This window comes from Enterobacter sp. MGH 4 (assembly GCF_000534735.1).
GTDB classification, from domain to species: domain Bacteria; phylum Pseudomonadota; class Gammaproteobacteria; order Enterobacterales; family Enterobacteriaceae; genus Enterobacter; species Enterobacter intestinihominis.
Genome location: NZ_KI973289.1, coordinates 1,580,616 through 1,600,241, shown reverse-complemented (window position 1 = coordinate 1,600,241; position 19,626 = coordinate 1,580,616). Strand labels below are relative to the sequence as shown.

The 19,626-nt window shown below is 54.1% G+C and carries 24 protein-coding genes; 8 read left to right on the top strand and 16 right to left on the bottom strand.

Annotation, left to right across the window (positions count from 1 at the left end; genetic code table 11):
- Nucleotides 1-21: 21 nt before the first annotated feature.
- Together phoQ and phoP are read right to left on the bottom strand one after the other, a co-directional pair.
- Complete coding sequence (phoQ, locus tag L350_RS14790; RefSeq protein WP_022647768.1) at nt 22-1,485, bottom strand: two-component system sensor histidine kinase PhoQ; 1,464 nt, start codon at nt 1,483-1,485, stop codon at nt 22-24.
- A complete protein-coding gene (gene phoP, locus L350_RS14795; protein ID WP_026094318.1) occupies nt 1,486-2,157 on the bottom strand; it encodes a two-component system response regulator PhoP in 672 nt (223 codons plus the stop codon).
- A 475-nt stretch (nt 2,158-2,632) separates the two neighbouring features.
- Between phoP and L350_RS14800 the strand changes: the two genes are divergently transcribed.
- Nucleotides 2,633-3,025, top strand: coding sequence for a hypothetical protein (locus L350_RS14800; protein ID WP_022647769.1), 393 nt, complete (start codon nt 2,633-2,635; stop codon nt 3,023-3,025).
- A gap of 84 nt (nt 3,026-3,109) precedes the next feature.
- Here L350_RS14800 and purB read toward each other — a convergent pair whose 3' ends face one another.
- The 5 genes from purB to rluE are packed head-to-tail and all read right to left on the bottom strand — an operon-like array spanning nt 3,110 to nt 7,445.
- Nucleotides 3,110-4,480, bottom strand: coding sequence for an adenylosuccinate lyase (gene purB, locus L350_RS14805; protein WP_023299813.1), 1,371 nt, complete (start codon nt 4,478-4,480; stop codon nt 3,110-3,112).
- Between the two features lie 19 nt (nt 4,481-4,499).
- On the bottom strand, nt 4,500-5,129 hold the full coding sequence (hflD, locus tag L350_RS14810; RefSeq protein WP_006809213.1) for a high frequency lysogenization protein HflD: 630 nt from the start codon (nt 5,127-5,129) through the stop codon (nt 4,500-4,502).
- A gap of 27 nt (nt 5,130-5,156) precedes the next feature.
- Complete coding sequence (mnmA, locus tag L350_RS14815; RefSeq protein WP_032624462.1) at nt 5,157-6,269, bottom strand: tRNA 2-thiouridine(34) synthase MnmA; 1,113 nt, start codon at nt 6,267-6,269, stop codon at nt 5,157-5,159.
- A gap of 40 nt (nt 6,270-6,309) precedes the next feature.
- Nucleotides 6,310-6,783: an NUDIX hydrolase gene (locus L350_RS14820; protein WP_032624461.1), complete on the bottom strand. Its 474-nt coding sequence runs from the start codon at nt 6,781-6,783 to the stop codon at nt 6,310-6,312.
- Complete coding sequence (gene rluE / locus L350_RS14825) at nt 6,783-7,445, bottom strand: 23S rRNA pseudouridine(2457) synthase RluE (RefSeq protein ID WP_022650805.1); 663 nt, start codon at nt 7,443-7,445, stop codon at nt 6,783-6,785. Before rluE ends, L350_RS14820 begins: the two co-directional genes overlap by 1 nt.
- A gap of 117 nt (nt 7,446-7,562) precedes the next feature.
- Here rluE and icd point away from each other — a divergent pair, with 117 nt between their 5' ends.
- Both icd and L350_RS14835 read left to right on the top strand, forming a co-directional pair.
- Nucleotides 7,563-8,813, top strand: a complete 1,251-nt coding sequence (gene icd, locus L350_RS14830; protein ID WP_003857898.1) for an NADP-dependent isocitrate dehydrogenase — start codon at nt 7,563-7,565, stop codon at nt 8,811-8,813.
- A gap of 76 nt (nt 8,814-8,889) precedes the next feature.
- Nucleotides 8,890-9,135, top strand: a complete 246-nt coding sequence (locus tag L350_RS14835) for a DUF2543 family protein (protein ID WP_022647773.1) — start codon at nt 8,890-8,892, stop codon at nt 9,133-9,135.
- A 4-nt stretch (nt 9,136-9,139) separates the two neighbouring features.
- Here L350_RS14835 and L350_RS14840 read toward each other — a convergent pair whose 3' ends face one another.
- The gene (locus L350_RS14840; RefSeq protein WP_032624460.1) at nt 9,140-10,639 is read right to left on the bottom strand and encodes an EAL domain-containing protein; all 1,500 of its coding nucleotides are present in this window, start codon (nt 10,637-10,639) and stop codon (nt 9,140-9,142) included.
- Between the two features lie 123 nt (nt 10,640-10,762).
- Nucleotides 10,763-10,855 (bottom strand): stress response membrane protein YncL, encoded by a 93-nt coding sequence (yncL, locus tag L350_RS23150; protein WP_071524166.1) that lies wholly within the window; start codon nt 10,853-10,855, stop codon nt 10,763-10,765.
- Nucleotides 10,856-11,225: 370 nt separating this feature from the next.
- Between yncL and L350_RS14845 the strand changes: the two genes are divergently transcribed.
- Nucleotides 11,226-11,474: a GlsB/YeaQ/YmgE family stress response membrane protein gene (locus L350_RS14845; protein ID WP_022647775.1), complete on the top strand. Its 249-nt coding sequence runs from the start codon at nt 11,226-11,228 to the stop codon at nt 11,472-11,474.
- 53 nt (nt 11,475-11,527) lie between these two features.
- Here L350_RS14845 and yoaJ read toward each other — a convergent pair whose 3' ends face one another.
- Genes yoaJ through L350_RS14855 form a run of 3 tightly spaced genes read right to left on the bottom strand, consistent with a single transcriptional unit; the run spans nt 11,528 to nt 12,775 of the window.
- The gene (gene yoaJ / locus L350_RS24860) at nt 11,528-11,602 is read right to left on the bottom strand and encodes a protein YoaJ (protein ID WP_071785224.1); all 75 of its coding nucleotides are present in this window, start codon (nt 11,600-11,602) and stop codon (nt 11,528-11,530) included.
- Entirely contained in the window at nt 11,603-11,701 is a 99-nt protein-coding gene (locus L350_RS24205; RefSeq protein ID WP_015570793.1) for a YoaK family small membrane protein, read from the bottom strand.
- Between the two features lie 45 nt (nt 11,702-11,746).
- The gene (locus tag L350_RS14855) at nt 11,747-12,775 is read right to left on the bottom strand and encodes a sensor domain-containing diguanylate cyclase (RefSeq protein ID WP_032624459.1); all 1,029 of its coding nucleotides are present in this window, start codon (nt 12,773-12,775) and stop codon (nt 11,747-11,749) included.
- A gap of 313 nt (nt 12,776-13,088) precedes the next feature.
- On the opposite strand from L350_RS14855, the gene L350_RS23135 reads away from it, so the two are divergent.
- The gene (locus tag L350_RS23135; RefSeq protein WP_022647777.1) at nt 13,089-13,343 is read left to right on the top strand and encodes a putative hemolysin; all 255 of its coding nucleotides are present in this window, start codon (nt 13,089-13,091) and stop codon (nt 13,341-13,343) included.
- Nucleotides 13,344-13,423: 80 nt separating this feature from the next.
- Nucleotides 13,424-13,729 (top strand): hypothetical protein, encoded by a 306-nt coding sequence (locus L350_RS14860; protein WP_022647778.1) that lies wholly within the window; start codon nt 13,424-13,426, stop codon nt 13,727-13,729.
- Here the strand turns inward: L350_RS14860 and L350_RS14865 are convergent, their stop codons facing one another.
- Nucleotides 13,730-14,074 (bottom strand): DUF488 domain-containing protein, encoded by a 345-nt coding sequence (locus L350_RS14865; protein WP_032624457.1) that lies wholly within the window; start codon nt 14,072-14,074, stop codon nt 13,730-13,732.
- A 150-nt stretch (nt 14,075-14,224) separates the two neighbouring features.
- On the opposite strand from L350_RS14865, the gene L350_RS14870 reads away from it, so the two are divergent.
- Complete coding sequence (locus L350_RS14870; RefSeq protein WP_032624456.1) at nt 14,225-14,932, top strand: CTP synthase C-terminal region-related (seleno)protein; 708 nt, start codon at nt 14,225-14,227, stop codon at nt 14,930-14,932.
- 31 nt (nt 14,933-14,963) lie between these two features.
- Here the strand turns inward: L350_RS14870 and L350_RS14875 are convergent, their stop codons facing one another.
- Nucleotides 14,964-16,151, bottom strand: coding sequence for a CynX/NimT family MFS transporter (locus tag L350_RS14875; RefSeq protein WP_032624455.1), 1,188 nt, complete (start codon nt 16,149-16,151; stop codon nt 14,964-14,966).
- 99 nt (nt 16,152-16,250) lie between these two features.
- Between L350_RS14875 and L350_RS14880 the strand changes: the two genes are divergently transcribed.
- A complete protein-coding gene (locus tag L350_RS14880) occupies nt 16,251-17,042 on the top strand; it encodes an AraC family transcriptional regulator (protein WP_023305889.1) in 792 nt (263 codons plus the stop codon).
- Here L350_RS14880 and L350_RS14885 read toward each other — a convergent pair.
- Nucleotides 17,026-17,472 (bottom strand): DUF441 domain-containing protein, encoded by a 447-nt coding sequence (locus L350_RS14885; RefSeq protein ID WP_003857881.1) that lies wholly within the window; start codon nt 17,470-17,472, stop codon nt 17,026-17,028. The genes L350_RS14880 and L350_RS14885 overlap by 17 nt on opposite strands.
- 106 nt (nt 17,473-17,578) lie before the next feature.
- A complete protein-coding gene (locus L350_RS14890) occupies nt 17,579-19,615 on the bottom strand; it encodes a glycoside hydrolase family 31 protein (RefSeq protein ID WP_032624454.1) in 2,037 nt (678 codons plus the stop codon).
- Nucleotides 19,616-19,626: the final 11 nt, after the last annotated feature.

Sequence of the window (19,626 nt, the reverse complement as noted above, 5' to 3'; positions counted from 1 at the left end):
GCGTATTTTTCACATTTCGGGTTAACTATCGTTCAATACGGGCTGTTGGCGGCCAAAAATGACTTCCATACGGGCACCGCCCAGCAGACTTTCGCCGGTTTCAATCTTGCCCTCGTACTGATCGACAATTTCCCGGGCGACGGATAATCCGACACCCTGGCCCGGGCGCAGCGTATCGGCGCGCTGACCGCGATCGAATACCACTTCGCGTTTATTATGGGGAATGCCAGGACCATCATCCTCAACGATAATATGCAGTTCGTTATCCGTTACGCGCGCGGACACCTCGACAAACTCCAGACAATATTTGCAGGCGTTATCGAGCAGATTTCCCATCACTTCCATAAAGTCATTCTTCTCGCCAACAAAGCTTATTTCCGGTGAGATATCCAGACTGATGTTTACCCCTTTACGCTGGTAAACCTTGTTCAGCGCAGAGGTGAGGTTATCCAGCAGCGGGGCTACCGGGTGCAGTTCACGGCTCAATAAGGCGCTTCCGGAACGCATGCTCGCGCGGTGCAGGTAATAACCAATCTGCTGTGAAATACGGCTGATTTGCTCCAGCATTACCGGCTCGGCGTCATCCACGCTCATTTTCGAACTGCGCATTGAACGCAGTGTACTTTGCATCACTGCCAGCGGGGTTTTCAGGCTGTGCGTAAGATCGGTGAGCGTCGTGCGATACTTGTCGTAACGTTCACGTTCGCTTTTCAGCAGGCGGTTGAGGTTGCGCACCAGGCTGGTCAGTTCGCGCGTAGTTTCAGGGTTAAGCTTCTCGCGGTGATGTTCCTCCAGCTCGCGCACCTCTTTGGCAAGGGATTCAATCGGGCGGAGGCTCCACCACGCAGCAACCCACAGGAGAGGGATCACCAGCAGCAGGTTGGCAGCCAGAACGTACACGAACCAATTCCAGACCATATACGAACGTTTTAGCTCAACCGGTATCGTATCGATCACTACAATGGTCAGCTGCGGCATGTTCAGAGTGGCGGGATACAGGTTGATGGCCACCGAGTGGGTCATCTCCGTGTCGTCATCTTCAGCGCGGATCTCATTGAGCTTGTTCTGTAACGCCCGATCGTCACGCAGCAGGATGCTGGTAGAGTTGAGGTCGGCTTCTATTTCGTGAAAACCATTGGTTTTAAGCCATTCCGGACGGATGCGCTTTTTCAGCCAGGGGACGTCGCGCTGCGCCCACAGCAATTTTCCTTTTTCATCGTAAATGAGTGCCAGCGTTGGGCTCTGCTGGTTCAGGTTTTCCGGCATCTCGACGGTGATTTGGTTGTTCTCCCATTTCGCCAGGGTATAGAACAGATTACTTTCGCCGCGAAGCAGGCGGAAGGTGGTTTTATCGAAGCTTACGCTGTACCCGACCAACGCCACCATTCCGTAAGAGAGGGACAGCACGAGCACGACGGCGGCGGTTGCCAGCAGAAAGCGAACCCGCAGTGAAAGGGGTAAAATGTGGCGCAAAATCCCTTTCATTTAGCGTAATTCGAACAGGTAGCCCTGACCACGCACGGTGGTAATCACGTCGTGCGGGTACTGTGCCTGAATTTTTTTGCGCAGGCGGCCCATCAGCACGTCAATGGTGTGGCTTTCGCGCAGTTCGGCATCCGGATAAAGCTGAAGCATCAGGGAATCTTTGCTCACCACTTTACCGTTGTTACGGATCAGCGTTTCCATGATGGTGTATTCGAATGCGGTCAGCTTGATTACTTCATCATTTATTGAAAATTCGCGGCGGGAGAGATCCACCTGGAACGGCGGCAGAGAGATCACCTGTGACGCCAGCCCGCTGTTGCGGCGCAGCAGCGCCTGCATACGCGCGGCGACTTCTTCAATATGGAAGGGTTTGGTCACGTAGTCATCTGCGCCTGCGCTCAACACTTCAACCTTGTCCTGCCAGCCTTCGCGAGCAGTCAGCACCAGTACCGGCAGGGAAACGTCATGGCTACGCCAGCGGCGGATAAGAGATAATCCGTCTTCATCCGGCAGCCCTAAATCGACAATGGCGATGTCCGGCAGGTGTTCATTGAGATAATAATCGGCCTCTTTTGCGTCTTCAGCATCGTCCACCTGATGACCCATCTCCTGAAGTTGAACTTTCAGGTGATGACGTAGCAATGCGTTATCCTCAACAACCAGTACGCGCATCATCATTTCTCCCTTTATAAATGGTATGAATAGTTTAACGCTGATTATCCAGGTTGACACCAGCGTTATGAAATTAAATGATTTTTTTCATGCTTCTGAAGACAGGTGGTAATACCCCAGGCATCTGATTATTAAGTATGTTGACCTGATCCTGTTTCATATCGCCCACCCACCTCACATAAGCCTCATACGCCCCCAGAAGGCGCGGGTAATATAAACTGACTTGTTTTCGCACGCTTTCGCAATCCGGATAAAACATCCATCCGTTTATGAACGGTTGAAGGCGAGTCGCTTTTTTGACAGAACGGGCACGCCAGTTTTGTAAAGATTGCCCTTTTTTTTGTAAGGATGTTCTCACTATGCCTGTCTTTGTCTACGCTTATTTTATGGTGCGAAATTAGATTTGCATAAGATGTGCCAGAAAATCAGCATTTTTACACAACAAAACAGCAATATAGCGAGTAAAGAGGATTCTATGGAATGGAAGGTTGTTGAGACTATTGCGAGCCCGGAAAGTGGAACCATCTTTTGCAAAGTTGAAACACAATATGGCCTGAATTATATCCTTTGGCTAAAAGGGGATTATTACGTTCGTGCCGGTGAAATCATCACCACCTCAAACCAGGGTATCCTGATTAACGATCGGCGGCGTAGGGTATGGATAGCGCAGGCAATGCCCTATACATCAATTGGCTGGATGGGGTTCAAACAGAAAAACGCGTGTCCAGGTAACCGGCAGGAGATGGATCGGCCATGCACGGTTGAGACCCCGTGCCAGTTCAGGCTGTGCCCGTTCGGCTTAAAACGATATATTCCGGAAAGTTATTCCACGGCGAAAAATAACAACCAGCCTGACAACAGGTTGTAATCCCGGCAGAGCCTGTAACGGGGTGTGAACGTCGACACGATGATGATAAGCAGCCCCCTTTCCGGATGGAAAGGGGGAGGGTGATTACTTCAGCTCGTCAACCATAGTAATGGCGCGGCCAATATAGTTTGCCGGGGTCATCTCTTTCAGGCGCGCTTTTTCTTCTTCGGGCAGCGCCAGACCATCGATAAACTGTTTCATACCCTCAGCATCAACGCGTTTACCGCGGGTCAGCTCTTTGAGTTTCTCGTACGGTTTTTCGATGCCATAACGACGCATCACCGTCTGAATCGGCTCCGCCAGCACTTCCCAGTTGTGATCCAGCTCGTCCAGCAGACGGTCGCGGTTCACCTCCAGCTTGCTCACACCCTTCAGGGTGGACTGGTAGGCGATCAGCGCGTAGCCAATACCCACGCCCAGGTTACGCAGCACCGTGGAGTCAGTCAGGTCGCGCTGCCAGCGGGAGACCGGCAGCTTACTCGCCATATGCTGCAACACGGCATTCGCCAGGCCCAGGTTACCTTCGGAGTTTTCGAAGTCGATTGGGTTCACTTTGTGCGGCATGGTGGACGAACCGATTTCCCCGGCGATGGTCTTCTGCTTGAAGTGGTTCAGGGCGATGTAGCCCCAGACGTCACGATCGAAGTCGATCAGGATGGTGTTGAAACGCGCAATGCAGTCAAACAGCTCGGCGATGTAGTCGTGCGGCTCAATCTGGGTGGTGTACGGGTTCCACTGGATCCCCAGAGACGTCACGAACTCTTCACTGAACTGGTGCCAGTCCACTTCCGGGTACGCCGCAATGTGGGCGTTGTAGTTACCCACCGCGCCGTTGATTTTGCCGAGGATCTCAACCTGCTCCAGCTGACGATACTGGCGTTCCATGCGGTACGCCACGTTCGCCATCTCTTTACCCATGGTGGATGGGGTTGCTGGCTGGCCATGAGTACGGGACAACAGCGGAATATCGCGGTACTCCACGGACAGCGCTTTCACCGCATCGATGATTTTACGCCAGTAAGGGAGTACCACCTCTTTGCGTGCGGTAGAGAGCATCAGCGCGTGAGACAGGTTGTTAATATCTTCAGAGGTACAGGCGAAGTGAATAAATTCAGATACCGCGAGCAGGGCAGGGACGCTTGCCACTTTCTCTTTCAGGAAGTATTCAACCGCTTTCACGTCGTGGTTGGTGGTGCGTTCGATGGTTTTAATACGCGCGGCATCTTCTTCGCTGAACTCAGCAACGATTTTATCAAGGTAATCGTTTGCCTTTGCGTCAAAAGCAGGAACTTCCTTGATTGCTGTCTGGGCGGCCAGCTTTTGCAGCCAGCGCACTTCAACCTGAACACGGAACTTCAGCAGGCCATATTCGCTGAAGATCCCGCGCAGCGCGCTGACTTTATCGCCGTAGCGTCCATCGACAGGGGATACGGCGGTCAGTGAGGATAATTCCATAATTCGCAACTCCGGGAGGTTAACAATGAGCAAGAATTTGTTTTGCCTGAGTCGTCAGGCGATGACGAGAAAACATGAGCTGTAGGCGGCCACCGCCGACCTGTTGCCACAGCACGGCGGCACGGATGCCTGCCAGCAGCGAAGCGCGTACCTTCGCCTGTACCTGTGGGCTTTGCAATACGGCAGGCGAACCGGTGACCTGAATACGCGGGCCGAGCGGGCTAATTACGTCGACGTAGATACCGGCCATCGCGCTCAGCAGGGTCTCAGACTGGAGATCAAAGTGGTCGAGCTGGCGCTGTAGCCCGGCGATGCGATCGCCCAGGGTATTCATTGCGCCTTTCGCCGCGTTCAGCTTACGTTCCAGCACCATCAGGCTTAAGGTGTAGCGTGTCAGTTCCGCGTTCAACCCCTGACGGTTGCTGGCGTTGAGCACGCCGAGCAGGGTTTCAAGACCGAGACGAAGATTGGTTTCACTGCCGCCAAAGACGCCCAGCGTGGAGCCTGGGTTAAGATCGATAACGCTGTTGAGTGAAACGTGCAGGGCATCAGCGTCGCAATGACCCTGATGCGCCAGCTGTTGCACCAGACGGGCTGACTGGCAAATTCCCGCCAGCGCCAGGGTGATGTCGTAATAGTTCTTCGCCACACGGTCTCCTTTATGTGTGCAAACGGTTTAAACAGCAGGCAGCGGCAGGCGCTGTTCAATGATCCCACCGCCGAGGCAAATTTCGCCGCTGTAGAAAACAGCTGACTGGCCAGGGGTAACGGCGGAAACCGGTTCGTCGAAACGCACGTCAATGCGATCGTCATCCAGTGCGGTGACGGTGCAAGGGATGTCCGTCTGGCGGTAGCGCGTTTTCACGGTGCAGCGCAGCGTGCCTTTCAGCGGCTCGCGATCGACCCAGTGCAGCTGTTGCGCGATAAGTCCAACGGACATCAGGCGCGGATGGTCGTGACCCTGAGCCACCACCAGAATATTGTTTTCGACATCTTTGTCGACCACGTACCACGGATCTTCGCTGCCCTCTTTGGTGCCGCCGATACCCAGACCTTTACGCTGGCCGAGAGTGTGGTACATCAGCCCCTGGTGCTGACCAATCTCATCACCGTCAACGGTGACGATTTTGCCCGGCTGTGCAGGCAGGTAGCGCCCCAGGAACTCGCGGAATTTACGCTCGCCGATAAAACAGATACCGGTGGAGTCTTTTTTCTTCGCGGTGATCAGATCCAAATCTTCAGCAATCTTACGCACTTCCGGCTTTTCCAGCTCGCCGACCGGGAACAGACTTTGGGCAATCTGTTCATGGCTCAGCGTGTAGAGGAAGTAGCTCTGATCTTTATTGCCATCCAGACCGCGCAGCAGCTGGCTTTTACCATACACATCCGCGCGACGCACGTAGTGGCCGGTCGCAATGTAGTCTGCGCCCAGATCTTCCGCGGCGAATTCCAGGAAGGCTTTGAATTTGATCTCTTTGTTACACAGGATATCCGGGTTTGGCGTGCGGCCCGCTTTGTACTCTTCGAGGAAAAGTTCAAAAACGTTGTCCCAGTATTCTGCGGCAAAGTTAACGGTGTGCAGTTCGATGCCGAGCTTATCGCACACGGCCTGCGCATCGGCGAGATCCGCAGCGGCAGTGCAGTATTCCTCGCCATCGTCTTCCTCCCAGTTCTTCATGAACAGGCCCTCCACCTTATAGCCCTGTTGCTGCAACAGGTAGGCGGAAACGGAGGAATCGACACCGCCGGACATGCCGACGATCACTTTTTTCTGGCTGTTATCTGACATGGAATACTCACGACATTGAACTTCAAGGCGGCGTATTCTATCACGCCCCCCCACCATTGACACCCTCTGTAAACGGCCAGTTAAATTCTGCAATGACATCCAGCGGCAGGCGCGCCGCAGACTGCCAGCAGCGGATGCTTTCCGCAACCAGCGGCGAGCGCAGGTTTGGCGCGCTCAGGATCTCGTCTGCGGTCACCCACAGGCAGCGATCGATATCGTCGTCGTGCGGTTCAGTGGCGCACGTTTCGTTAAGCTCAACGGCGAATAAAAAGCGCAGGAAAGGTGTCTGGTCAGGCGCTATCCACTGATGCATACGGATAAAGTGCTGCGGTTCGGCGCGGATACCCGTCTCTTCCCAGAGCTCGCGTTTCGCTGCCTGCAATAAGGTTTCGTTGGCTTCAAGATGCCCGGCTGGCTGATTCCAAAGCGCTTTGCCGTTGATGGTCTCTTCCACCACCAGGAATTTCCCCTGCGCGTGGACCACGCAGGCGACCGTAACATGGGGTTTAAACATCAGTTCTCCTTAGGGGTAACATCCCGCCATTCCCCGTTAGCCAGCGAGTCCAGCGTGTAGCTGCCCATGGCGTAGCGAATGAGTCGCAGGGTAGGGAAGCCCACATGCGCAGTCATGCGCCTGACCTGTCGGTTGCGGCCTTCATAAAGGGTGATTTTAAGCCAGCTGGTGGGAATCGATTTGCGCTCACGAATCGGCGGGTTGCGCGGCCACAGCCACTCGGGTTCATTCACGCGCTCAATACCAGCTGGCAGGGTAGGACCATCGTTCAGCGTTACGCCGTTGCGCAGCTTTGCCAGCGACGCGTCGTCCGGCTCGCCTTCAACCTGCACATAGTAAATTTTTCCGGTACGTTTGCCCGGCTGAGTAAGCCTGGCCTGGAGCACGCCGTCATTGGTAAGCACCAGCAACCCCTCGCTGTCGCGATCCAGACGCCCGGCCGCGTAGACCCCCTGAACGGGGATAAAATCCTTCAGCGTGCTGCGCCCGGCCTCGTCGGTAAACTGCGGCAATACATCGTAGGGTTTATTGAACAGTATGACCCGCGTTGGCTGGGGTTCTGGCGTTCTTCTGGTGGCTTGTCGTGAGCTGAATCGCTCAACCCGGTGTTTTCTAAAAGAAGTTTTCGTCATGGTATTTTCAGGCGTTATCAATTGCCGCATTATAGCCTAATAACGAAGACCTTTCATGGCGTCGGACAATCAGGTACTATCGGAAGGCTCATTACAATTTATTAACATAAGATCAGTAACAACCAGAAGCGCTCGAAGGAGAGGTTAATGGAAAGCAAAGTAGTTGTTCCGGCGGAAGGTAAAAAGATCACCCTGCAAAACGGCAAGATTAACGTTCCTCACAACCCGATTATCCCGTTCATCGAAGGTGACGGTATCGGTGTAGACGTTACCCCGGCAATGCTGAAAGTGGTTGATGCCGCTGTTGAGAAAGCCTACAAAGGCGAGCGTAAAATTTCCTGGATGGAAATTTACACCGGTGAAAAATCGACTCAAGTTTATGGCCAGGACGTCTGGCTGCCAGCCGAAACGCTGGACCTGATCCGCGACTATCGCGTTGCTATCAAAGGCCCTCTGACCACGCCAGTTGGCGGCGGCATTCGCTCCCTGAACGTGGCGCTGCGTCAGGAACTGGATCTGTATGTGTGTCTGCGTCCGGTGCGTTACTACCAGGGCACTCCAAGCCCGGTTAAGCACCCGGAACTGACCGACATGGTCATCTTCCGTGAAAACTCTGAAGACATCTACGCCGGTATCGAATGGAAAGCGGATTCTGCTGATGCAGAAAAAGTGATTAAATTCCTGCGCGAAGAGATGGGCGTGAAGAAAATTCGCTTCCCTGAGCATTGCGGCATCGGCATCAAGCCGTGCTCCGAAGAAGGGACCAAGCGTCTGGTGCGTGCCGCCATCGAATACGCTATCACCAACGATCGTGACTCTGTGACCCTGGTTCACAAAGGCAATATCATGAAGTTCACCGAAGGCGCGTTCAAAGACTGGGGCTACCAGCTGGCGACCGAAGAGTTCGGCGGTGAACTGATCGACGGCGGCCCATGGCAGAAAATTAAAAACCCGAACACCGGTAAAGAGATCATCATTAAAGATGTGATCGCCGATGCGTTCCTGCAACAGATCCTGCTGCGTCCTGCTGAATATGACGTGATCGCCTGTATGAACCTGAACGGTGACTACATCTCCGATGCGCTGGCAGCACAGGTCGGTGGTATCGGTATCGCCCCGGGCGCGAACATCGGTGACGAGTGCGCCCTGTTTGAAGCAACTCACGGTACTGCACCGAAATATGCAGGCCAGGACAAAGTCAACCCAGGCTCTATCATTCTGTCCGCAGAGATGATGCTGCGTCATATGGAATGGTTCGAAGCCGCAGACCTGATTGTTAAGGGTATGGAAGGCGCGATTAACGCGAAAACCGTCACCTATGACTTTGAACGTCTGATGGAAGGCGCTAAACTGCTGAAATGCTCAGAGTTTGGCGACGCGATTATCGCGAACATGTAATCCACTCGCTGGGTTAAATGACAACGGGAGCCTGAGGGTTCCCGTTTTTTATGCACACAAGACGGAAAACAACGCTATGACCCATGATATCCCGCTCAAGTATTATGACATCGTCGACGAGTATGCGACTGAAACGGCAAAACCGCCAGAAGAGGCGGAGCGTACGCCACTGGCACACTATTTTCAGCTGCTGCTCACTCGCTTATACAACAATGAGGAAATCAGTGAAGAGGCGCAGCGGGAGATGGCTGTCCAGGCGGAGATAGATGAAGCGCGCATTGACGATATTGCGAACTTCCTGAATCAATGGGGCAATGAATAACGCTTCATCGCGCTGAGTAAGCCAGCAGGCTGGCGAGGTCGTGCCGGGTTAGTGATTTTGAAAAGTACCAGCCTTGCACGAGGGCATCGGGGTATCTCTGCGCGATGAACTGATATTGCGTTTCGCTTTCGACTCCCTCAAACACCAGGGTTTTGTGCAGTTTAGCGAGCGCGTCGCTAAAGATCACCAGGATATCCTGTTTATAATGCTCGTTGATGCCATCCACTAACGACTTATCCACTTTGATTTCGTCATATTTGAGATTGGACAGCCTTGCCAGATTAGAGTTTTGCACGCCAAAATCGTCTATTGAAATTTTGACGCCTGCCGATTTAAGATCCTCACAAAACTCTTCAAGGATGGCCGAGGTGGAAACGCCATTCTCGGATAACTCAACTTTGATTAACGATAAGGGAATAGCGTTCTCTAAGCATGCATGACGTAATACCGCCAGAAATTTGCCGTCTTCAATTTCCGTCCGGCCAACGTTCAGTGAAATCATTAACTGATGTTCGGCCGCCAGAGCGGCAATTTCCGCCAGGGATTTCTTTATCATGTTCTGATAATAAACGTTATACAGACCAATTTTTTTAATTAACGGGATAAACAGCTCAGGAGAAACCTCTTTGTGATTGTTATCCTGCCATCTTGATAACACTTCAACCCCGACGATTTTCTTATCAGCAACCCGAATTATGGGCTGAAAATGAACGCTGATAGTATTCGCTATCACCGCCTTGACCAGCGTTCGCTCAAGAGAAAGTCGATCTTCATAAAGTCGAAGAGAAAACAGCGTCAGGGATACCCAGATAAAGTATAAAAACAGGCACAGGAGCACCATCACTACGCGGGAGAGCGATGCCAGTCCGGCATTGTGGTGGGTGACGGTAACGCACAAATCCCAGCGCGTGCTGCACTGCGTCACGGTCTGCGTGAATAACAGTGACGACAAGCGGCTAAGGTTTTCTGTAGGTGACGTAACGGTAAAAAAGGTTCGGTCGAAATCTTTCGTGGTAGAACGAAGTGAATAGTTGGCGGTGACCGGAGAGAATTTATCGTAGGCTGAACGTGATGTGAAGATAATAAGATGGTTATAAATTGTCGCATTGCCTACAAAAAAATCTTTCTGTGAAAATTGCGCCAGACTGAATCCGTTCAGGGTGTTGTGAAGCTCAGAGGGAAGGGCGATGGGATTTGCCAGCTTGCCCCAAAATGCGGTGCAGGTAATTTTCCCATTTTCAATAAACCCCACATCGGCGAAATAGAGACTCTGCATCTTTAATTTACGGTAGACGTTCAGGCTGGCGTTATCGCATCCCTTCGCGGAGGTATTTTTAAGCGTACTGGCGATATTTTGCGTCAAGTCTTCGGAATAGCGTAAGAGCGTGTGGGAGATCTCCCTCTGCCGGTCCTTTTGCTGCTCAACGATAATGGCGTTAACCGCATACAGCGACAGGACGACCATAAAGGTTGAGATGATAGCAACGGCAATGGCCTTGTTCATTTTCCTGCTGTCCCGCCACGTCCTGAGGTGCAGGGATCTTAACACAGGTCATTAAAGCTACAAGTATGCGCGTTAAGCCCGCACGTGATTGAAAGGAAAGCCACCATGCCGACTCATTACATCTCAGAACCACTCAAACCGTGTTGAGAGCAGTAACAGTAGCGTACTGGCAGAAACAAGATTAAGGCAGATGACGAACTTGCTCGATACGTTCATGTTATCAGATTCACTTTGCTGTTCAGTAGCCACAGAGAATAGCGGTTCACCTCATGGGAAAAAACGCCAGATTTTGGTGGGGTGAGGCAAAAAAAAGCCCACTAAAAAGTGGGCAAGAAATACTGGAAGCAATGTGAGCAATGTCGTACTGAATACCTGAGTGATTTGCTCAACTATTCAGTAATGAGAAAGATAATCTTTCTCAGTAAAAGATGCAACCCCACGATGAGTGTGGAACGGCAATTTTTATTGCTCAGATTTTACTCAAACGAACCGTGTGATTCTTATCACAAATTTCCTTTCTCAGATCCTGTGCTATCCTTTTCTGTGTCGTTGATTTAATGACAAAAACCATACAGAGAGGAAAGCTATGGGAATTTTATCCTGGATTATCTTTGGGCTGATTGCGGGGATCCTGGCGAAGTGGATTATGCCGGGCAAAGATGGCGGCGGTTTCATCGTCACGATCGTTCTGGGGATTGTGGGTGCAGTCGTCGGTGGCTGGATCAGTACCCTGTTCGGCTTTGGCAGAGTTGATGGCTTCAACTTCGGCAGCTTTGTCGTCGCGGTGATTGGCGCGCTGGTTGTTCTGTTTATCTACAGAAAAATCAAAAGCTAAATCTGACCTGTGTTAAAAAAGGCTGCCTGAGGGCGGCCTTTTTACTTTGGGCGTTACCACCAGCCTAACTGCGTACCGGCGACGGCCACGATGGCGACAATCAGCATGATGAGGGTCGTTTTTCTCATTTATGCCCCCGGCGCGGCGTAACCGCCAAGGAAAAACCAGCCTAAAAACACGACTGCCGTGATAAAAATAACCACCGGAAAGAGGATCCCTATTCTCATGCCATCACCTGTTTGAGTTTGTATAAGGCCGTAGAGTGTACGGTTTTAATCTAACGCGACAAAGCCTGTTTTGTTTTTTCCTTTTTTATCCTGATACATCGCGAGGTCTGCGGTGCGCAGGGCACTATCTTCATCTGTGCAGTGAGGATCAACAATAACGATGCCATAGCTTGCACCGGGATAGAGAATAGTGACATTACCTAACCCATATTCACCCGTGATACGGCCGTTGAGGCGGGTTTTGATAGCGTTGACCTCGATGCTGGCGTCGCCATCATCGCTGTGACTCAGGCTGGCAACCAGAAATTCATCGCCGCCGAGCCGGCCGATAATTTCGTCCTGCGTTTGCTGGTGAGTCAGTCGATTGCCGACCTGAACGAGGAACCGATCGCCCGCTTCATGACCGTACTGATCATTGATTCGCTTGAAATCATCGAGATCAATAAAGGCAATCATGACGTTGCGGTTAAGATGGCGCGCCAGTGAGAACAGGGTGGTAAGGTTTTCAAAAATGGCGCGACGATTCGGCAGGCCGGTAAGGGCGTCGGTGTAAGAGTGGGCAATGAGCGCCGCATTTGCTTCACGAAGCTGAAGCACAAGCGACTCTTTCTGAATGTACTGACCAATTAACCCGGCAAAGAGCCTGATCACCTGCTCGCCACGTTCGCTGAACTGTTTCTGTGCGGTGCTGGCAGCGCAAAGCGTGCCGTACAGAGAACCGTCAGCCAGGTGAACCGGCACGCTCATATAGGTTGTAATACCCAGTGCTTTTGCCGCTTCACATTCCGGCCAGCGGTCGGGCACCTCGTTACTGAACAAGGTGTCGCTATCCATGGCGCGCTTACACAGCGTTTCGTCCCAGGGCACGCTGAACCCTTCCGGGATCTGCATTTGCTTGCTGTTACGGGCATATAAAATGTGCTGCAAACGCGCGTTGATATCGATTTTGGTCAGGTAGGTTGATTCCATATCCGTCACAATTTCCAGCATTTCCAGTAGCTGACGCACCAGACTGTCGAGAGATTGCTCGGTGGAGAGGGTTTCTGAAACACGGGCAAGAATGATATCTGACATGAGGCAGGTTGACTCCCATGCAGAAGACCTCTGTATCTGCATGTTATGCTGAAAATATAGACTCCGGTCATAGTAAAACATGAACTGGATTAATTTTATAGATTCTTCTGAAAGCGGATGAAGGAGAGGCTAAAAAAAAGCCCCGATGTTGAGATCGGGGCAAAACATCTTGATTACGGAATGATGTTCTCTGGTCAGAGTGAGAACAGACACCACTATAGGGATGAATCGTGCAGGTTTAATGGAGAAATCATGGAGAAAACGGCGATGACCCGTTACTCTGACGTTTTCAACACCCTGAAGGATCATGATAATGAAATATCTTCTCCTGGCGCTGGTTTTACCGCTGGCCGCATGCTCAACAAAGACACCTCCTCCCGATGCGCCTCAACCGCCGCACGCTATTGGTATGGCAAATCCGGCGTCAGTGTACTGTCTGGAAAAAGGGGGAGAGCAAATCCCTGTTCAAAGCCCGCAGGGTGTACGTACCGAGTGTAAATTGCCAGGCGGGGAAGTGATCGATGAATGGGATCTCTATCGACGCGATCATCCGCAACCGACCAGATGACAACGGCAATAAAACTGCGATACACTTCTCTTTAGGATTATTCTTAGCCAGTTTCTGGCGGTACGTTTGCGAGAAGAAGTATGTTTCAGTTAAAACCGGGCAGCATGGCGATAATTGTGGGTGCGCGTACGACGGCGGGCCGTCGAAATATCGGTAAATCCGTAGAGCTGTTTGGCCTTTGTCAGCCGGGCCAGCGTTTTGTGAACCCGGTTAACGGCGTCATGACGCAATTACCTGATACATCAGCGCGTGCGCTGTGGCTGGTCACCGGTGATGTTTACGCCTTTGATAATCAGCACGGTTTTGCGTTTGTTCGCCCGGAACATTTGATGCCGCTTACTCCCGACGAGATGCCACACAACGTGGATGAGCTGGCGATCGGTTAATCACAGTTTACGCAGCCAGTCCGCCAGTACCCGCGCGTGATTCTGCTCCGTATTTTTCGCCCCATAGAGTAGCGTCACGGTCTGCTGTCGGGCGAGGGCCGCCAGGCGTTTGCCTTCATCCTGCTGCTGCGCCAGCTCTTTACGATAGGCTTCACTGAACGCGGTGAAATCGATCGTTTCACTGTGAAAGGCTTTCCGCAGTTCGCTGGACGGCGTTAGCGCTTTACACCACTCATCACAGGCGAGGTCGGTCTTTTTTATCCCTCGCGGCCAGAGTCTGTCTGCCAGCACCCGGTAACCATCGTCTGACGTTGCCTGTTCATATACGCGCTTACATTGAATCATCCGTTTTCCTCCTACCGTGCGACGTTCGGCAAGAACACTATAGCACCCGGCGTTTAACCACCCAATTTAAGGTATTGTGATAATTGCAAAAGATCGGTAGTCTGAGGTTCCTTATGTTATCTGAAAATCCTCCGGCATAAGGAATCTCTCATGGAACTCTCCCCGGTTAAAACGACGCTGCGCATTGCGCTGGTTGGTGATTACAATCCCGATGTTATTGCGCACCAGGCGATCCCGCTGGCGATTGACGACGCCGCTGCGGTTCTGGATCTCACCGCTGATTATGACTGGCTCGCCACGCCTGAGCTGACCAACCCCGAAGACCTGGTCGGGTACGATGCCATCTGGCTGGTACCGGCAAGCCCGTATAAAAACACCGAGGCGGCGTTTATTGCCGCGCGTTACGCGCGTGAGAACAGCATCCCTTTTCTCGGCACCTGCGGCGGGTTCCAGCATGCGCTGATTGAGTATGCCCGTAATGTGCTGGGCTGGCACGATGCAGGCCATGCCGAAACCGATACCGAGGGGAGGATGGTGATTGCGCCGCTGGCCTGCTCGCTGGTGGAAAAAACCGACGCGATTGAGCTGCGGAACAACACGCTGATTGCCAAAGCGTACGGCAAGCCGGAAATTCATGAAGGTTATCACTGCAATTACGGCGTCTCGTCTGAGTTTGCCAGCCAGCTTGAGCGGGGCGACATGCGCGTAACGGGCTGGGACGAGCAGGGCGAGATCCGCGCGGCAGAGCTGCTGACCCATCCTTTCTTTGTCATCACCCTGTTCCAGCATGAGCGGGCTGCGCTTCAAGGGCGCCCGGTGGTGCTGGTACAGGCCATGCTGCGGGCGGCGCAGGGATAAAAAAAGCAGACCGTCAGGTCTGCCTTGAATGTCAGCGGGGTGTGATCTCCCGGTCACGCCCGGCCAGCATGCCGCACAGGGCCATCACTACCGCAGCCAGCGCGCAGGCCAGCAGCGGAATGCGCCAGTCTCCGGCGGTATCGTGAATTTTCCCCATCAGCGGTGGGCCACAGGCCGCCAGAAGATAGCCAATCGACTGTGCCATGCCGGAGAGCGCGGCGGCCTGATGAGCCGAGCTGGCGCGCAGTCCGATAAACGTCAGGCCGAGGATCATGGTGGCGCCGGATCCAAAGCCAAACACCAGCGTCCAGACGACGGCCAGCCCCGGCGCGAACCAGAACCCGGCCGCACTGACGGCGCACATCAGAGCGACAAGCCCGGCTATGCCACGCTGATCGTTAAGACGGTGCAGGATCAGCGGAATGGCGAGACCGGGAACAGCGGTTGCCAGCTGGAGAAGTCCGTGCATGGAGCCAGCCTGCGTTTCGCTGTAGCCGTGGCTAAGTAAAATCGCGGGTAACCAGCCGATAATGACGTAGTAAATCAGCGAGTTAATGCCCAGAAAAAGCGTCACCTGCCAGGCGAGTGCGGAGCGCCAGATTGCCCGATTGTGCAACGCGCCCGCACCGGTCAGGGTGGCGGCCGGCCTCTGGCGCCATTGCGGTAACCACAGCAGCAGCGCCACCAGCGGGAAGAACATCAGCATCAACAGCGCCCCGTGCCAGCCACCACTCTCCAGCGACAGCGGGACGATCAGCGCAGACCCTGCGGCAGCGGCGGCCCCCATCGTCAGCGAATAAGCCCCCGTCAGTTTTGCGACCTGGCCCGGAAAATCACGTTTGATTAATCCGGGTAACAGGACATTGCCCAGCGCAATCCCACAGCCCACGATCGCCGTACCGATAAACAGCAGCGAGGCCGACGGCAGCGAACGTACGCCAATCCCGATGCAAATCAGCAGTAGAGCGATAAAAAGGCTGCGCTCCATGCCCAGGCGCCGGGCGACGCCTGCGGCAAGGGGAGAGATAAAGGCGAAGGCCAGCAGAGGCAGCGTTGTGAGCAGGCCGGTTTGCGCCGTGCTTAAGCCATAGTCCTGTCGGATGGTGTCGAGCAGGGGGGCGACCCCGGTAAAGGTGACGCGCAGCGTCGTGGCGATCATCAGGATGCCTGCAACCAGCAGCGCGCCCTGTTTCCCGGAAGGTTGAATAGCAGTAGTCATTATTGTCTCTTACGTTCAGGCGAGCGCATACCATACCGATTTAAGTCGTGGTTGAAATCAGGCTAAAATGACAGTTTATCGCTAATATCGGACAACTTTATGTATGGACTGGGACTCGACGGCTACGATCCCGATAGCCAGCACGACGCGGCGGTGGCCTTTCGCATCCGCGTGGTGGCACAAGAACAGTACATTCCGCTGCATCAGCACCGCAAAGGGCAGCTGATTATGGCGCTGGGAGGAGCGATCACCTGTGAAGTAGAGAACGCGATGCTGATGGTACCGCCCCAGTATGCGGTGTGGATCCCGGGTCAAACGCCGCACAGCAACAAGGCGACGCCCGGCGCGCAGCTCTGCCTGCTGTTTATTGAACCCGGTGCGCTCGAATTGCCGACCCGTACCTGTACGTTGAAAATATCACCCCTGGTGCGGGAGCTGGTGCTGGCGCTCGCGGACAGGTCACAGGAGGAACTGCCTCTTCCCGCTACCGGAAGGCTGGTTGACGTCCTGTTTGATGAACTGCCCCTGCAACCGCAGGAGCATCTCCAGCTGCCGGTATCTCCGCATCCGAAAATTCGTCTGATGAGTGAGACCATGGCAAACGAACCTGCCGCCTGGCAGACGCTGGCGCAGTGGGCCAGCCACTTTGCCATGAGCGAGCGCAATCTGGCGCGACTGGTGGTGAAAGAGACCGGCTTAAGCTTTCGCCGCTGGCGACACCAGCTCCAGCTGATTGTCGCATTGCAGTTTTTGATCGGCGGAAAGTCGGTCCAGCAGGCGGCGCAGGCGCTGGGGTATGACTCCACCACCGCCTTTATCACCATGTTCAAGAAAGGACTGGGACAGACGCCCGCCCGCTATATCGCCAGCCTGACTACGACTTCCCGATAAACAGCGAAACCAGTCCGGCAGCAATCAGCGGGCCAACCGGCACGCCACGAAACAGCGCCACGCCTAACACGGTGCCCACCAGCAGCCCGGCCACCAGAGAAGGCTGGCTGCTCATCAGCGTCACGCCGCGCCCGCCAAGCCATGAGACAAAAACGCCCACTGCAATCGCCACCAGCGATTTCCAGTTCACAAAGGAGTGCAGCAGCGTTGAGGCCGGTAGCGTTCCGCTGGCAATCGGGGCCATCACACCGATGGTCAAAATAATGATCCCGATGGTAAGCCCCTGTTTTTCTATCCACGGGAAGAAGGTGTTCAACGGTGTGACGCGAACGATGATCAGGACCAGAATGGAAATCGCGACGGTGGTATTGTGGCTGACAAAACCCAGAGCAGCCAGGGCCAGAAGTATGAGTAGTGTAGGGTCGAACATGACGGGATCCTTGCCAAAAATAGTAAGCCTGCTTACTTTACGCGCAAACGCGACGGCAGGCAGGCTTTACTGAAAAAATTGTCTATTTTTGGGCACTTGCCTGACGTCAGTCCACCAGTTGCTGGATAAGCGGACTCCCTTCGCGGATAAACACCGGGATGGTTTCCAGCGCCGCAGGCACCCGGATATGCTCCCCACCGGCGTAGCGCTCACCGTTGAGGGCGATCCAGCTATTGCCCGTCGGCAGCCAGACATCGCGCTCACGCTGACCGGCCTGCATAACCGGCGCCACCAGAAGATCTTCACCAAACAGATACTGATCTTCACATGCCCAGCTCTGCTTATCCTTCGGATAGTGCCAGAACAGCGGACGCATGAGCGGGTCTCCGTGCAGATGAGCCTGCCGGTACAACGCATCAATATACGGGCGTAGGGTTTCGCGCACGGTAAGCCAGTGCTGCATGATGGCGTAATTCTCTTCTCCGTAACTCCACAGCTCATTAGGCGAACCGCTGTTACACTGAGGAATGCCGTCACGGTAGCGCTCCGGGGGCTGGATCTGCGGTTCGCGATAGCCGTGCATGCGCAGAACCGGTGTAAACACCGCCCACTGGAACCAACGGATCAGCAATTCATGGAATGCCGGGTCGTTAACGTTCCCTCCCTGGAAGCCGCCGATATCGGTCGTCCACCATGGGATCCCCGCCAGCCCCATATTCAGTCCTGCGGCGAGTTGATTGCGAAAAGCATGGAACGAGGAGTGGACATCACCCGACCACGCCAGCACGCCGAAGCGTTGGCTGCCAGCCCAGGCGCAGCGTACCAGGTTAACAATGTCGGTTTCGCCGTTTGCCTGGAGCCCATCGTAAAAGCCCTGCGCAAAGTCACGCGGGTAGCGATTGCCCACTTCCAGTACCGGACCGGCGTGGTAGCGATAGTTGTCAAAATCATAGGCGCGATATTCCGGCTCCGCTTCGTCCAGCCAGAACAGCTTAATGCCCATGTCGTAGTAATTTTTCTTCACCGTATCCCAGACGAATTTCCGCGCCTCTGGATGGGTCGCATCAAAGAAGGTGGTATTGCCCATAAAATCGAGGTTGACCTGCACGCCGCGCTCACTGCTGACCAGCCAGCCTTTGGCTTTCATCAGCGGGTAGAGGGGGCTGCGCGCCTCTACCGTTGGCCACACCGACACCATCAGCGCAATACCCATTTCGCGCAGCTCGTCGACCATGCCTTCAGGATCGGGCCAGTCTACGGGGTCGAAGCACCAGGTGCCCTGATTCGGCCAGTGGAAAAAGTCGATGACCATCACCGACAGCGGCAGATTACGGCGGCGATACTCCCGCGCAACCTCAAGCACCTCCTGCTGGGTGCGGTATCGCAATTTGCACTGCCACAGTCCACTGATAAACGTCGGGGCGGGGGGCGGAGTACCGGTGGCTTTCACATACTGGCGGGTGATCTCCGCCACCGTGTCAGCGGCGGTGATCCAGTAGTCCATCTCTCCTGTGACGCGGGCGCGCCATTCCGTCTGATTTTTTGCAAAGCTGGCTTCACCAATCGCCGGGTTGTTCCACAGCAGGCCATAGCCAAGGCTGGACTGCATAAAGGGCACGCTGGCCTGGGAGTTGCGCTGAGCCAGCTCCAGCGTACAGCCTTTCAGATCCAGCCACGGCTGTTGATACTGACCCATGCCATAGATGCGTTCATCCGGACGCGATTCAAACCGGACGGTGAGCTGATATTTGCCGCCCATCAGCGGTTTAAATTCGCGGCCATCCAGCTTCAGGGCGCTGACATATTTATCCTGACTCTTCTCGCTGGCACCGATACCCACCGTTGAACGCTGGCGCCACATCTCCTCCAGCAGCAGTTCGCCGCGCTGATTGTAGAAGGCCAGCTGACCTTTAAGGTTCAGGGTCGCGGTAATATTGCCGTTGCGCAGCGTCAGGCTTTCCGCTTCGGCGACAATCTCGGCCTGGCAAGGGGCGGCGGGCAACAGTGCCTGTAAGGCGTCATCAAATGCCGGGGAGCAGGTGGCCCTGACGCGAAGACTGTTTTCTCCCCAGGGTTCGATGCGCAGGATCTGGCGTTCAAAACGCCATTCGATACAGTTGGAATGTTGAATCAGCTCACTCATGGATAATGCGT